Annotated in this window: 10 protein-coding genes; 6 read left to right on the forward strand and 4 right to left on the reverse strand. The window is 33.8% G+C overall.

What is annotated here, in order from left to right; genetic code table 11:
* Positions 1-277 precede the first annotated feature (277 nt).
* The gene (locus tag MKX42_RS23725) at positions 278-2,785 is read right to left on the reverse strand and encodes an nSTAND3 domain-containing NTPase (RefSeq protein ID WP_340755082.1); all 2,508 of its coding nucleotides are present in this window, start codon (positions 2,783-2,785) and stop codon (positions 278-280) included.
* 184 nt (positions 2,786-2,969) lie between these two features.
* On the opposite strand from MKX42_RS23725, the gene MKX42_RS23730 reads away from it, so the two are divergent.
* The 5 genes from MKX42_RS23730 (at position 2,970) to MKX42_RS23750 (ending at position 10,180) form a co-directional block, all read left to right on the forward strand.
* Positions 2,970-4,982, forward strand: coding sequence for an ATP-dependent nuclease (locus tag MKX42_RS23730; RefSeq protein WP_340755084.1), 2,013 nt, complete (start codon positions 2,970-2,972; stop codon positions 4,980-4,982).
* Between the two features lies 1 nt (position 4,983).
* On the forward strand, positions 4,984-6,786 hold the full coding sequence (locus tag MKX42_RS23735) for an ATP-dependent helicase (protein WP_340755086.1): 1,803 nt from the start codon (positions 4,984-4,986) through the stop codon (positions 6,784-6,786).
* Between the two features lie 38 nt (positions 6,787-6,824).
* On the forward strand, positions 6,825-7,163 hold the full coding sequence (locus MKX42_RS23740) for a hypothetical protein (RefSeq protein ID WP_340755087.1): 339 nt from the start codon (positions 6,825-6,827) through the stop codon (positions 7,161-7,163).
* Between the two features lie 240 nt (positions 7,164-7,403).
* Entirely contained in the window at positions 7,404-8,570 is a 1,167-nt protein-coding gene (locus MKX42_RS23745; protein ID WP_340755090.1) for a hypothetical protein, read from the forward strand.
* Between the two features lie 725 nt (positions 8,571-9,295).
* The gene (locus MKX42_RS23750) at positions 9,296-10,180 is read left to right on the forward strand and encodes a hypothetical protein (RefSeq protein WP_340755092.1); all 885 of its coding nucleotides are present in this window, start codon (positions 9,296-9,298) and stop codon (positions 10,178-10,180) included.
* Positions 10,181-10,574: 394 nt separating this feature from the next.
* Here the strand turns inward: MKX42_RS23750 and MKX42_RS23755 are convergent, their stop codons facing one another.
* The 3 genes from MKX42_RS23755 to MKX42_RS23765 all read right to left on the reverse strand — a co-directional run bounded on the left by MKX42_RS23755 (position 10,575) and on the right by MKX42_RS23765 (position 13,603).
* On the reverse strand, positions 10,575-11,036 hold the full coding sequence (locus MKX42_RS23755) for a hypothetical protein (RefSeq protein ID WP_340755093.1): 462 nt from the start codon (positions 11,034-11,036) through the stop codon (positions 10,575-10,577).
* A gap of 30 nt (positions 11,037-11,066) precedes the next feature.
* On the reverse strand, positions 11,067-12,071 hold the full coding sequence (locus tag MKX42_RS23760; RefSeq protein ID WP_340755094.1) for a hypothetical protein: 1,005 nt from the start codon (positions 12,069-12,071) through the stop codon (positions 11,067-11,069).
* A 110-nt stretch (positions 12,072-12,181) separates the two neighbouring features.
* Positions 12,182-13,603, reverse strand: coding sequence for an ApeA N-terminal domain 1-containing protein (locus MKX42_RS23765; protein WP_340755095.1), 1,422 nt, complete (start codon positions 13,601-13,603; stop codon positions 12,182-12,184).
* Between the two features lie 210 nt (positions 13,604-13,813).
* Between MKX42_RS23765 and MKX42_RS23770 the strand changes: the two genes are divergently transcribed.
* Positions 13,814-14,356 (forward strand): hypothetical protein, encoded by a 543-nt coding sequence (locus MKX42_RS23770; RefSeq protein WP_340755096.1) that lies wholly within the window; start codon positions 13,814-13,816, stop codon positions 14,354-14,356.
* The last annotated feature ends 183 nt before the right edge of the window (positions 14,357-14,539 follow it).

The raw sequence follows: 14,539 nt of genomic DNA on the forward strand, positions 1-14,539 counted from the left end.
TGCTCTTCAGAAATATAGAATCTCTGCGAGGATATTTCTTTAAACCGTTTCTGCAATCTTACATCTGAACCTGCATTAAGCTTTATTTGATATTCAAGCTGTTCCAACATTTTATTCCATTTATGATTTTTAAAATAAGTTGTTATCCATGAAATCAAATTCATACAAATTACCTTTCGTAAATCAAATATTTTAGAGAAACTCCACAAAGGGAAATTCAATAATAATCATATTTAAAAAAAGACTCCGTTATCTCGCAACGAAGTCCAATTATAATTTAGCTATCTACATCAGAAAAAATATCATGTTGGTTCGGAAGTTGTAGACTAAGTTTCTCTTTAATAATTGATAACCAGTCACCATTTTCATTGTCATTATCTAATAATTGTTCTTGCACCAGTTTAAGAGCCTTTTGATGACTACAATCTAATTCATCCTGAATTCCTAGAACCATTTCGGATAAGATATCCTCAACCCCACCAGCATCATATACGAATTGTAATTTTTGAATTCCTGCACTTACATAATCATTTGCAATCTCAAACTGATTGGACTTTTCATCTTCAACTTCGTCTGCTAATTCCAAGATATCTTGTTCAGCATTTTTGAACATTTCATCTAATTCAGTCTGTTTTTCAAGCGTCCATAGATTGTGTTGGATCAATAAGGCTTTCATTTCATCGACTGATTTTTGCCATTCAGTATGATGATCCCATATAGCCTGTTCTGACGTTTTATCTATTAAGTCATATTCTATATCTTCTTCTAGCTTTTTATACGCAAGATCAATTCCGTTTTTATTGTAATACTCCAATAAGTTCAATACTTTTTCTTCGCCTAGGATTCCCCTTATAGCATTTGTTCCAAATCCTAGATCAAAGTTCTGAGTAGCTATATTCTCTATATTTTCTTCAACAGTTTTTCTGACACTACCATCAAGAATATTCAATTTCAATAATCTATTCGCTAAGTCATAAGCAGCAATGTGCTGTATTTGAGTATAATTATTGGTTGTTAAATATGCCCATAAATTCAAATTTGCTGTGTTAAACCAAATTAAAAATTCATCACTGGTATGATAAGCAAAATATTCCGACAAACTCGCACGTTTAAAATAAGAATAATCCATTAGATCACTTGCATCTTTGATTGACTCACTGTAAGTTTCAAATAATTTTTCAACAAGAAGCGGCCAATGATTTTTTGCTACAAAGGCACGTTTGTTTTCTTCTTCTTCGTTAGAAGTTTCATCAATCTCATCTTCGTTGCAAGAAGTTTCATCAATTAATGAATTAAAATCTCCAAGATTTAAGAACACATCCATTCTATTTTTATAAAGCGGTGTAATTGCTTCTTTCATACTTAAATGATACGGGTACCAAACTTCAAAACCATTATGTATTACAGTTTTTACAAAGCTCTTATTTAGATGGTCTAATGCTATATTAATCTGAGGGTAGTCAACATTGAAATATTTAAATATGGTTTTATTCGCTGAGTTTAATGGCTTAATTAAGCCCTCTTTCTCAAGGAATACCGATAAAAGTGCCGCGCGATCATTTATGCTCAATTCATTAAAGATTTTTTGAAAATATTTTATTGGTTTACGAAAAAAATCTTCTAAAGAATCTTGATTTATAACTAAATCATTATGAAATTGGTTAATTCCAAGCCTTCTTGCAATCTCAGGCTTAAATTCTGGCAAAGCCGCTAAACCTTTTAGAAAAGGTTTTAACAATGTTTTTTTCTCGGTTGGCAAATCACCATGCTTTATATGTTTGTATAGAATTTCTTCCGCTTCTTCGCCACTATAGTTATCAAGCTTAACTATAATTTGCTTTCTATTTTCTAACGTCCCAAATAAAAATGGAAATTCTATAATAGAATCTTTTTCTTCTGAAATCTTATTGAAAATATATTCTCTAGTTGTAAAAATAACTTTAGCTCCACTGTCAATAGCTTTGGCTAGCTTAGAAAAAATATCTTTGTTACACTTTTGATGTCTAATCTCATCAATAGAAGTATCACCAAAAACATTATCAAAGATAAATACTTTTTTTAATCTGCCTGCTCTATACTTGTTTTCAAATTGATCTAGAGTGAGGATAATTGGTTCATATTCTGGATTTTCAGATAATAGTCGATTCGCTAAGGCAAAAGAAAGTTCAGTCTTTCCTGACATAGCCTCCCCTTGTATCATCACAAATCCCAATTCATCTAAAAATTTATAAGAACTATCAAAAAATTTAGTATATACATAATGATTATTATTCAATCTCCAATTTTCTAATGTATCTATGGTATCGAGAACTTCATTAGAAACAGCATCAATCCCCAAATATTTTTCTCTTAAATCCTGATGTTTATTTAATTCACTTGAGATCAAAGCGTTTGAATAGTAAATAAATTCGCTACCCACACTTTGGCATAATTGTTTACATTTTGTTATTTCTTCATCAGAAGGGGTGAAATTAAGAAAGGCAACGCAACAAGAATCTTTAACTTTTTCAAGTTTTATAAGTTCTTTTAAACTTTTTTCTAAATCCTCTTTTACTTTATTTGGTTTTTTATCACCAGTAGCTTGTATATATACTGTAGTGCCATTGACACGCTCACAATAAGCATCTGGCGTACCTTTACGAGTTGAAGAGGACCCTTCATATATCCCATAAGGTTCAATGCCTCCCCAGTCGCTATGTAATCTTGGCAATAAATCAACCGCAAGTCTTTGAAGTGGACCGCCACTTAAGTGTGACAATGCCATTTCAGTCAAATTAATTTTCATTTCTCCACTCCTTTATAAACATTAATTCAGAGATAATTTAGCCAATATGGCCTATTATAATCCAATTTATTCCTATGGTATAGATCAACCTGAGATTCCAAATATATGTTTTTATAAAACATGATATGGTCTATAATTTTATAAGGCTGGTTCTTTAGTCACAAAATAGCAGAGGAGTCTTTGTATGAAGTCACCCTATATTTCACGCATAAAGATAAAAAACTTTCGAAATTTTAAGGATATAGATGTTTCGCTGAGCCATAAACAAGTAATTATCGGCGAAAACAATATTGGTAAAACAAATCTCATCCGTGCCATTCAACTTATTTTAGATCCTCGACTGAGCGATGCTGATCGACAACTGGTAGAATCCGATTTTTTTAATGGCCTGGAAAGTCCCATGAAAAACGGAGAAGAAATTGAAATTTCAATTGAAGTACAAGGGTTTGAAAATAATAAAACTCTCCTTGCTGTTTTATCAGATGCAACTGTCTCCAAAATACCCCCAACCTTAAGACTTACCTATCGGTATTATCCCATTAAAAGGGATGATGGTTCTTATGATTATATGTTTACTATTTACCAGGGTGAGGAAGAAACTACTCTATTTACCCATCGGCAAAGAAAGTATTTTAATATTCGAGTCATTAGTGCACTTCGAGACGTTGAAAGTGAAATGAGAAACTCAAAAAAATCACCAATTACAGAACTCTTGAAGGAATATGATTTTGATAAAAATGAATTAGAAGTAATTACTCAGAACTTAAAATCACATAGTAATGAGCTACTAACCATGGATGAAGTTCAAGACCTAGTGTTCAATATTAATTCAAGATTCAGTAAAGTCATTGGAGTCCAACCTGATTCCGAGCTTCACCTTGAAACAATGGATTTCAATCCCAACCGCATCTTAAATACACTAAAATTAATGATGGGACAAAACAAAAGACCCACAAGCGAAACAAGCATGGGTTTAACCAACATTTTATATATTTCCTTAATTCTTCTTTCACTTGAGGACAAAACTGTAGCAAGCTATCTTAAATCAAGTCATTATCATGCTTTACTTGCTCTCGATGATTCGGAAATCGTTGAACAATCTTATGAACAAACATCCAAAGGGAACTATACATTGAAGGATGCAATTAAAGAAGATACATTTACTCAGTTGTATGCTTTTATGGATAATTCCAGTCAAAATCCAAAAGGATTCACTTTACTCGCGTTAGAAGAGCCTGAAGCTCATTTACACCCAACACTTCAACGCATTATTTACAAAGATGTCATGCATGGGGATTCCTCCATTCTAATGACCACACACTCTCCACATATAACATCAGTAGCCCCTATAGAATCCATTGTGCATTTACGCTGGACAAATGGCGGAACCCAAGTAACGACTGCTTCTAATGTAGGATTATTGCCCAATGAAAAACTGGATTTAGAACGATATTTAGATGTGAAACGAGGAGAATTATATTTTGGAAAAGGAGTTATTTTAGTTGAAGGAATCGCAGAAGAATATTTAATTCCTCAATTAGCAGAGCTTTTGGAAAAACCGCTCGATTTGAAAGGAATCATGGTTTGCAATATTAACTCTACTAATTTCACTCCATATATTAAATACTTAGACAAGCTAGGGATTCCCTATGTTTGTATAACCGATGGTGACTACTATATAGATGTAATTGATACCCAAAAAAATGATGGATCTGCAATTAGAAAATTTCATACACTATCTATTAAAGGCACGAATGCACCTGACTCATTTGGATATTTAGGAAATGAAAATGCAATAAACATTTTAACCTCATTAAATAAAATCACTCTCGCTGAAATTCCTACTGATGATTTCTCTGACCAAGACCTTATATTGAATGAACATGGATTCTTTATTGGGACTTATACCCTTGAAATTGATATTATGGGTAAATGTGTGTCTGATACAAAAGCTCAAAAAGTGATTTATGTTACTTTTAATGAATTAACGCTGGGTGGTCAACAACAGCAGGCAAACTTCAAATCAGAACTTGAAAATGGAGATTATTATGCTTGCCTTAGAAAAATTGAAAATAGTGATAATGGAATTGGGAAAGGCCGTTTCCCTCAGCGGCTCTCAACAAAGTGCTTAAAGACTCACATTCCTCGCTACATAGAATGGGCTATAACAAATATATATGAAAAAGTAGATGCGTAGGATGAGTTATTATAAAGAAAAACTTGATGAAATAAAAAGAGACCCACATCAGTTTGCAGCCTATAATTCCCCTAGTAGTACTGTCGTTATTGCGGGACCTGGAAGCGGTAAAACTACAGTGTTAACATTGAAAATTATGAACTTGCTTCAAGAAAAGATATCAGCTCCTAGAGGCCTCGCTTGTATGACGTATAACAGAGCAGCGGCCAAAGAATTTAATGATCGACTACATTCCTATGGTTATAAAGAAAGAACGAATGTATTTCTAGGTACTGTTCATTCGTTCTGTATTGCTGAAGTCATAAAACCATTCGCTCATCTTTTTGATTATTCTATTCCTATGCCATTAAAAATCATTTCGCAAAAAGATAAGTTGCGGATTTTTAATGAGGTGCGTACGACTTTGAACTTAGATCCTCGGGATTTGTCCATCGAAGAAATGGATAAAGAGCGGACCTTGGGTATAACGGGATTAAGTAGAGTTAACGTTCCACGTTATGATACAGCACTTTTGGCTGCTGTAGATTACGAAACTAGACTACATGCCTTAGGTAAAGTAGATTATATCGATATAGTCAAATACGCCACCTTAATTATTCAGAATGAAAAGTATGTAAGAGATTGTTTAGAAGCTAAATTTCCGTGGATTTTAATCGATGAATACCAGGACTTAGGGAAGCCATTACATGAGATGATACTTTCCATATTCAACTCAACAAATATTAAAATCTTTGCAGTAGGTGACCCTAATCAGTCGATCTATAGTTTTAATGGAGCGATCCCTCATTATCTCCTGGAGTTATATGGTATGCCTAATATAACTTCCATAAGATTATTAACCAATTTCAGAAGTAACCAAGGAATCATTGATGCATATCAACTCGCCTTGCCACAAGCAAGTGTTGCAAATTATAGAGCAGGTACTAGAATTGATGAAGATGCTGAATTCAATTTTGTTACCTGCTCAAGGGGCATAGAAGACCAGTTTAAGGAAGTAGTTCAATCAATTATTCCAAATTGCCTTCAGGAAGGTATTCCCTTCAATGAGATCTGCGTTTTGGTTGGAAATAATAATTATGCCAAACGACTAAGCGAACTATTTCAGAAAGCCGATATTCCTTATTACCTTAATAAACGTAAGGATTTCGAAATTACAGAAATTGTTAGCTGGTTAATTCGATGCGCTTCTTGGAGTATTGATTTAGGAAACGATTCATTTACCAAATTGTACGAGTTCTGGGCTAATTTTCTCCTTCAACACAACGGATACTCTATATTGGACAGCTTAATGGAAAAGAAAGTATTTTACGATGCCTTATGTACAAGTCAACAACACTCTGAAAGCCTTTCTCACTGGCTTGTCTGGATCGAGGAAAAGTTGTCTTTAAAGAATACCTTAACAGACTCTGCTGCTTACCCCGATGAAAAGGATAATCTAACTACATTAATGGAGTTAGCGACAAATGGTGAATTCAGTGAATTTTCCGTTGAAAAGTTTGTGAAAATCTTAAAGCCTGATAATCAGGTGACGATTTCAACCAGGCATAGTTCAAAGGGTCTTGAGTTTGAAGTTGTTATACTTTTAGGGTTAGAAGAGGATAACTTCCCTTCCTATTGGAGCATAAAAAGTGTTGATCCTAACAAGATGGAAGAAGAGTACAGAGTGTTTTTTGTTTGTATCAGCCGTGCTAAAAGAGTGTGTTATTTAGTACGCTCTTTGACAGAAGAAAACAAGTATGGACGAGTTTTTAATAAGCAGCCTTCTAGATTCTGGATGATGCTTCACGATGTTTACGGAAACTGATATTGTAATTATCCAGATAGGAAAAAGGAGCTGAAAACATGCAACAATTACCTGAAGTTTCTTCTTTACGTGAAGCTGTGCAAACTGTTATATCCAGCAACAAAAAAGATGGCTATCCTCCTACCCGTTTTATTCAGATTACAAGCGTTAATGACGCTGAGTTAACGGGTGTATGCAGCAAAGTGATCATGAAGCCCGAGTCCTTAACAACTCTGTACATTGCCATTTGTGGAAACCACCCCGAATTACTCACAATAGAAGATTTTATTGCTGTATATGGTGAGAACTGGGGTTTCCATACCGACATTATTAAAGAAGCTCAACGTCGTCGAAATCAATTCGATGAATGGGCTAAACGTACACGTTATTTTCAATAGTTTTCAGTATATAAAAAATCACGGGCAATTTAAATCGCTCGTGATTTTTTATATACTTTCATGCCTTGATTTACAAAGAAAAAGTGACATCTATCGTCCTATTACTCTACTTTAACTATCCAATACGAAAAAACAATAGACAATCCAATAAATAGTCGATAACATAAAAACCAGGTAGAATATTGCGTTTTGTACTAATCCAAAACAGATTTTATGAAATTAACAGTTGGGGGCTTTTCTATGTTAACTCAAGATATTCAAGATCAGTTAAGCGCACTAATAGAACCTGAAAAAGGAGAATTAATCAATCTTATACATGATATCGTTTCAGATGTAGAGATTAGAAAAAAGCTGGTTCCATTTTACAGTAAACTCAAGCTATTATCATCCACTCAAAAGGACGATTTCTTTAATAATATTGAATCATTTATACATGATAAAGATATTCAAAGTAAGCTTTTCCAATTACAACAGGTACTAGCTGGATTGCCGATTTTACGCAGGGAACGTTTATTTCGACATTTTCAATTATTATCTACTGACCAAGAACTTGATAATATCTTTTGGGAACTTTCAGCAGTTCGTACTGATCCGAAAGACAACAAACTGACTCGTGAAAAAGTTTTAGATCGAATTAAACGTTATACAAAAGCTTCTCTAAAAAACTATCGTAAAAACACATTATCAGAATTCAAGCCTGAAGTGACACAAAACATGTTAATTCATGTTGACTTCACTGGTATAGGTGGAGAACATGATATGCCTCACTACGCGATAGTCTGGAATGTTGATCCGAAAAGAGATAACGTTTTAGTTATTCCTACAACAAGTTTAAAAGAAGATAAGAAATTCTATACACATTATTTTTCGGTTGGAAAGATCGATTTCCTTTCTGAGGAAACTGTTGTGATGCTCGACCAAACAGTTTCTATTAGCCATAAACGGATCTTAAGTGAAACTTTTATAAATCCTCAGGGTGTTAGAACTGCTGTTACGATCGACTTGCATCAGGAACATAGGATAAAAGATGGCATCAGAGCTACATATTTAGATCAAAAAACTTTATACTGGTATCTCTATAATAATTTTCGAAAGTTCATTCCTGAAATGGAAAATGAGGAAGTGCAATTTAATCATTTATTAAGACCTTTTATTTTAGTTAGTAACGATCCAGAGAAATTAGTCTACTCACTAATTGATCAACCTCACATTCATTATCAAGTTTTTTGGAGACGATCTACGGTTATTGCCACTCAAAGAACTCAACTTTTAGAAAATTGGTGTTATGCTTTAGGCAGCCATCAGCGTAATCCACAAACAGGTGTCAGAGGCAATGTATTGACCTACCGTAGAGATGAAGTGATTAGTGCATACAGTAGTATGATTGCTGCTTCAGATCGTAGTTAATTATTTTTTTAAAATATATGTTGCATTTCACCCTTATTAGGGATATAATATGTTTAGAAAGTCAAACGCGCGCTCAGGGACCTGAGCATTGTTAGAAATAAATTAGAGCATTCCTAGGGATCTAGGTAAGAAAATGAGTTCCGTTATTTTTCTAACGGAACTCATTTTCTTTTGGTCTATCATAAGGTTTATAAATCATTTGTTCACCGCATACTGGACAGAAAATGCTTGTTTTATTAATACTATTGAACATATTTGCATTTTGAACCGCTGCTTTTAAATTCGTCGCTGCAAGGACTTCAATGTAAGTTTCACTCTCACAATTTGAATTTACACAACTTAAAAAAACCCCATATCGCCCCATATAAGTCAGCACCTTTTTGAGTAATATTATGCTCTTCACATATAATATGTTTCTTATTCGTAAATATTAACGCATATATTAAACAATTATTTAACATCAACTGGATTTATTATTAAATTACCCAGTATCGCAAGTAAATATGTCTTGTTTTCTCACCCACCTTTTCTTTAACGATAAAAAAAGGATAATTGCTCAAAACCCTAATATTGCATGCAAAAAAATTATATCGATCACTCACCTACTCACTCTAATGCGTAGGTTTTTATTATCACGGAGAGAATTTCCTCTGTTAACTTCATTATCACTTACACTGATACGCAAGGAGTGAATCGACATAATTCCATATAATTTCAATATAAAAATGGATTTGCGTAATGACTGGCATAACTTTCTGAAATCACAATTTAAAGCATACACTTTTTTAAAAAAAGAGGATTACAATAGCTTATCTCTTGATGAAGTTAGCTTAGTTTACTTCAATTGGTCTCGTCTTCTTATTCAGCCAGTTAAAAGAAATGTTCATTACTCCAAAGAATTCAAATGCCCAAAAGCAATCAAAAAAAGGTTAGAGAAGGTAGTTCAAAAAATACAATTGGGTCAGAATTTAATACCGCACCAAACACGCAGCCTGAAAAACCTTTATTTTAAAGACCCCCTCTATTTTGACTGGGGAATTCAACATCTGCATTTAGGAGATACGATTGAAGCAGATGGTTTTGTTAAGCGAGAAAAAACTAATGCTTTAAATGATTATTTACTATACGCGTCTTTTACAGAGCAAGATGCTTTTCTAGTTCAAATTATGGATCACGCTTCATTTAACAAACAAGAATTAGCAAAAATAATTCATCGAAACTGGCCTAAAACAATAGAACGTTATAAAATTAATGGATTTTCACCATCAGCTCCAATTATTACTGATAAAGATATAAATTATTTTAGAAAATCAGGGGCATCAATCTTTATTGAACTTGATGATAATGCCGTTTATGGTCCAATGGGCGGAGGAATTAGTACTAATAGAACTAGCGAAAATACAATTTACCAAAGTGATTTTTTCCATTTTAGGATTGATAAAATCAAACAAGAAATTTCTAATAATATCTTTAAATATGCTAATCATGTACGGGAAACTGTAGGTCATATACCAACTGAGATGGAGTTTATTTTGAATATTGATATCAAAAACAATTTTTCTGTTTACGAAAAAAATTCTAATATTAACTTTCGGTTTGAAGGCTTTTAATTGAATTAGAAGTCACTTAGCCTATCCGATCAAGTTCTAAGATAAATTAAGTTGGCCAATCACTAATACCTATTACAATTATTACAATTATTACAATTATTACAAATGATAATAAATCACCAAATGGCGCTTAAGCATAAAAGGACTCATCCTAGAATAAAATTTGATGCAATGCAACTGCGCTGGCTTTTATATAATCATCGGATAAGAGAAATTTTCGTTTATCGGTGAAACCCACTCTCGAATTTATCACACGAAAAATCCTTCCCGTGCATAGGAAGGATTTTTTAATCAAATATAAGGGCTAATGAAAAGTCTGAGCGTAATCCATTTCATAAAATTCCTTATGCAATTAAGTAGTTAAACGATGTGCGAATACTTATGCATTATCACTTTAGAGTTTTTGCTCAATTTCCTCGGTGAATTTGTAGAAAGCATTCTGCAACAATGGAATTACTCCGTTTTCTCTTTCTAAATATCCGACCCAATCCCCCTGTAGGAAATGATTTCCGTGTGCCAATCGTTCATGAAAAATATCATAATAACTCTTCGCATTATTTTTAGCAGATGTTAAAAGCAGTTCCAATTCTTCTACAGACATAATCTGTGGTCTCAACGAAAATAAGTACTCCACGGTGCCATTTTCGGATTTCATATTGGGAAGAATGTTATTGTCGTAATACCACTGTGCATTTGCCATATACAATTGTTTATAGGTAACAACGGCCGCGATTACTTTCTTATTGTGATGTTCGCCAATAAGAGGTTCAAACACTCCGCTGTGAATTAAATTAACCGCTGAACATAGTTGGTCAAATCCGTTGCTGATTTTTCGAGATGAATTATCAGATTTCATAGAATTCTCGGTAGCGATATATGCACTGTATTAAATACCCTTGCATTCAATCAAGAAAATGTAATCATCAAACACCAGCATAATATCACAGATTTTTTTGTCTGTCAGATTTCTAAGCTGCTTCTCTGTAAAAACATGCTTATGGGGTAAGAACTCCTTAAGCAGCGTAATAATGTATCCCTCAAAGTGATGGCCAAACTCCATTCCAAAATCGCTTTGGATATCTTTTTTACATAGATCATAGATCCCATTAGTAGCCTTTTCCATAAACAATTCTTCATGAATGATTAAGTAATCAGTTTCATTGAGTTTAAGCATCGGCTTTTCCACAAATACGCCTTGAAGATAGGTTTCGTAAAATAGAGAAAAGGTCTGCCCAACCTTATCATCAATTAGGCGATTAAATTCTTTGATCTCCACAGGTGAGATGGAATTAAGGTAAAAGAACGTGTTCATGGTCTGCTCAGAAGCCAGGCGTTGATACAATTGTAAAAAACGAGGCAACGGAATACCTTTACCCTGTTTATATATCACCGATGAGATGGAAAAGCCAATTTGTAGCCATTCTTTAAAAGAGATTCCATATATATCCATCACGTATTTTTCACTTTTCGGATAATGCTTTTCTGTAAATAACAGAATCGCCCTGCCAATGGAATTAACTCCTTGACTACGCTGAGCAAAAAATTGTTGCCGTTGTAAATTGATAAAAAAGGGCTCTACACCATCCTCTTTAGTTAAGAAGTACTCAGCAACAGGGTCAAAATATTGTCTATAATGGTTAAGCACTTGTTGTAACTTTTTTTCAGTCAGGACTTCAGTTCGGTTTGTATTATAAAATGCACAATTGGCTTGAATTGAATGAAGCAGGAAATGAATGGGATATCGCCCCATTAAACGATGATTTTGAAAAGAGTCATGTATCTTCATTGAAACTGCTTCAGCGTATTGATCTGGCGGGAATTTCTTCAGCATGGATTCGAGGCGCTCACGGAATCGCTCTGCTTTGAATTTCATTGAAATTGCATTATCCACAAAGGCACTTCCTATTCCGTTTGTAATCAATCCTTAAAAAATATATCTGCTAAAACTGCTGATCATATAAGCAATTACAGAATAACATTTATTGTTGCTGCTCTCTTTAATTAATTTTTATGCCTTTCATTCACTTCTCTAATTTGGTTTCTAATTATTAATGGTTCAATCCTTTCTCTTGTTCGCTCATGAATAAAATCTTCATCAAAACCTAGTTCTTTAAGGATATAGTATTCAAGAATACTACGAAGTAAATGATATGCTTCTATTAAATCATTTCCTTTAAGAGCTTTTTCTTCTTGTCTTAAATTATAATGAGTGTAATAATTTCTAGTGTCCGCAATTACCTTAGGAAAATCTCTATGTTTTATCCTAGAAGTATAGAAATGAAACTTGAAATCTGCCGTTAACAAGTCGGCTAATCTACTTCTCAGCGCAATTCCTTTATGGCTTCCCTCCAGAAGGAATTTTCTATCACTCTCTTTATACACATCTGGTCTAATTGCAATTACTGCTTCAACTCTTATTCTAAAATCCGCCAATGTTCCGTTGCATAAAAATCGGGAATGATAAGTTTCTAATGCCTGAATCATATTTAGAAAATGGCGACTAGCCGATAATTCCTGATTATACAAATCATCAATGTACAACTCGATTACGGGCTCTATGATTGTTGATGACTTCTGCCAATGTGAAAAATCGGCGTTTTCAGATAATTCATTTAAATTGAAAAGATATTTTGTATTACTTTCGTCATTTTTTTTATTTGTTTTATTTAAGCTTCGAGTTAATGCATGAACTATCTCTATAGGTCTTATTCGGGTCCTCTCATCATCAAACTCCCATATGATGGCTGGTGATTCTGCAATCATTTTATTAAATTCGAGTGGCAAGCCTATTGCAATTTCAATAATTCTTTTCATTTTCATAACTATATCTATAAACCAATTCAATGTATGAAGTGATTCAGACTCGACTGTAAGGTATGGAGTTTGCTCCAATACAATTTTTTCTTTCATCAGATTAAAAAGTGGATAGTTGTAAGTTAAATAATATGACAGGGTATATTCTTCACATGTATAGATTTCTATCGGGTTTACATTTTTCAATTCAATGAGCACATTATCCTTGCCAGCATCAGGCATAATATAGTTTGATACATTACCCCATTCAATTATTTTAGGAATACTGAGTTTTATTTTTGAAAACACTACATTTTCCTTATGATCAAATGAAACACCTTCTATCATATACTTTGCTTGGTATCCGTATATATCTTCAGTGCCAACCTTACTCTGCGTTGATATTCTTGAACAATCAATAAGAGTGATTTTTGCTCCATTAATTGTAGTTCCCTTAATTAAAGGAATTTCAATTGGTAATTGAAGGTAACCCTTTGGAGCACCATGGTTAGGTATTCGAATGTAAATAACAATCCCACCTGCATCTCTATTTAAATAAAGATCTCCATGATACTGAGTAATATCGTCCTCAAATGTCCAGTATCCAGATGCTGAAAAATTAACTTGCATTAATATCCCCTCCAATTACACTATTAATATCGCTCAACAAATTGTAATACAGTTAAACAATAATTTTTCTTGAGCATTGGGTTGTCGCCACTTCCCATTCTAGTTTATTTTAATTTATCGTCCGAGCACCTCATTTAATTCAGACAAGACTGGGATAACATTATTCACTCTACTCGCCACTCATTCAAAGCGGTTTATCAAGATTAAGGGGTGTTTCTTTTGGAGATTATTATTCCTACACTTAGAGTGACTTTTAGCAAAGAACAATTACACGACTGGATAAACGGGGATCGAGAATACTGTAAGGATTCATATTGCAGGAATTTAACAGGCTCAAAAGGGTTTGGCGAATATATTGCGGGAAAATTTTACGAATCATTAGATTATCGATGGATTCATCACGATTTTAATCTTTTAGGCGGAAACAAGCCAGGTAAATATCCAGAAGCCGAAACGATATTACGCAAACACTTCGGAGATGTACGATACGAGAGTGGTCGAGGGTACTATCCAGCTTTTTCTCAATTTGTGAAGGCTGAAGAACCCGATCTTTTGATTTACAAACCTGATTTCTCCGAGATCCGATTCGCTGAATGTAAGAGGTTGGACACACACGACAAATTACGAGAGAGCCAGATCAGAGGCTTAGCCCTTTTGAGTTTATTATTTAACTGCACCGTTGAGGTAATCGAAATTGTCGATGAATCCAAAACTCAGCTTAATGAACCTCAACCTGTGCTGTGGAAGTTTTAGTCAACCAGACTCAAGATGTAGTCGTTCCAAGGACTCACCAAAGACGTAATTTAGCCTTCGTGCCGATCTTAGTTTAGAAGATCTCCAAATGTACTGTGTTGATCAAAGTCCATTGTAGGAGAAAATTAGGCATTAACCAATGATCAGTTGATAAGTTATCGGGCTCCGTTAAGTAGATGTCTC

This window comes from Paenibacillus sp. FSL R7-0204, from assembly GCF_038002225.1.
Taxonomy (GTDB): domain Bacteria; phylum Bacillota; class Bacilli; order Paenibacillales; family Paenibacillaceae; genus Paenibacillus_AQ.

Excerpts from the sequence above, each read along its gene's own strand:
- MKX42_RS23745 (WP_340755090.1), top strand. The coding sequence starts at position 7,404 with ATGTTAACTCAAGATATTCAAGATCAGTTAAGCGCACTAATAGAACCT.
- MKX42_RS23740 (WP_340755087.1), top strand. The coding sequence starts at position 6,825 with ATGCAACAATTACCTGAAGTTTCTTCTTTACGTGAAGCTGTGCAAACT.
- MKX42_RS23750 (WP_340755092.1), top strand. The coding sequence starts at position 9,296 with ATGGATTTGCGTAATGACTGGCATAACTTTCTGAAATCACAATTTAAA.
- MKX42_RS23735 (WP_340755086.1), top strand. The coding sequence starts at position 4,984 with ATGAGTTATTATAAAGAAAAACTTGATGAAATAAAAAGAGACCCACAT.
- MKX42_RS23765 (WP_340755095.1), bottom strand. The coding sequence starts at position 13,603 with ATGCAAGTTAATTTTTCAGCATCTGGATACTGGACATTTGAGGACGAT.
- MKX42_RS23730 (WP_340755084.1), top strand. The coding sequence starts at position 2,970 with ATGAAGTCACCCTATATTTCACGCATAAAGATAAAAAACTTTCGAAAT.
- MKX42_RS23725 (WP_340755082.1), bottom strand. The coding sequence starts at position 2,785 with ATGAAAATTAATTTGACTGAAATGGCATTGTCACACTTAAGTGGCGGT.
- MKX42_RS23755 (WP_340755093.1), bottom strand. The coding sequence starts at position 11,036 with ATGAAATCTGATAATTCATCTCGAAAAATCAGCAACGGATTTGACCAA.